Annotated in this window: 1 protein-coding gene; it reads right to left on the reverse strand. The window is 45.2% G+C overall.

Annotated features, from left to right (window positions below):
* Positions 1 to 562: IS21-like element helper ATPase IstB (gene istB, locus ACFODW_RS12290; protein WP_390306880.1), on the reverse strand; the 562-nt coding region annotated here is incomplete at both ends.

The following is a 562-nucleotide window of genomic DNA, read 5'->3' on the forward strand; positions in this document are numbered from 1 at the left end:
CCCATTCTTCTGGCCCTTTGTTAGAAGTCAATATAATTGAACTTCGTTCATACAAATGATTGACTAACTGGAAAAACAGATTTGCCTCGTGTTGATCCATTGCCATATACATGAGGTCATCGATGATGACCAAGTCTGCATCTCTGATACGTTTCAAGCGTAATTGAGCTTTCCGGATATACTCCTCGGTCTTCAAAAGAGGCACCAGCTCCCCCATGGAGATGAAGGAAACACGTTGCCCTTGTTGGATGGCTTCCAACCCCAGGCCTATCGCCAAATGCGTTTTTCCGACCCCTGGCGGACCAAGAAATATTAAATTATATGCCTGGTCCAGCCAGGAGAGTTCCCGTAGCTGTTTCAGTTGCCGGATGCTCAGTGACGGTTGCTCTCCCAGTTCAAATTCATCAAGAGTTTTTTCATATGGGAACTTCGCCCATTTTAAGTGCTTTTCAATCATTTTCTCCTCCCGGCGTTTTTCTTCGTATGTGAGGAGGGTATGGAGAAATTCTTGATATGTCCATGAGTTTGCCTCTGCCTTCCTTAAAAAAGAGGGAAGTTCCCG

It is taken from the genome of Virgibacillus sediminis, from assembly GCF_042643265.1.
Taxonomy (GTDB): Bacteria; Bacillota; Bacilli; order Bacillales; family Amphibacillaceae; genus Virgibacillus_O; species Virgibacillus_O sediminis.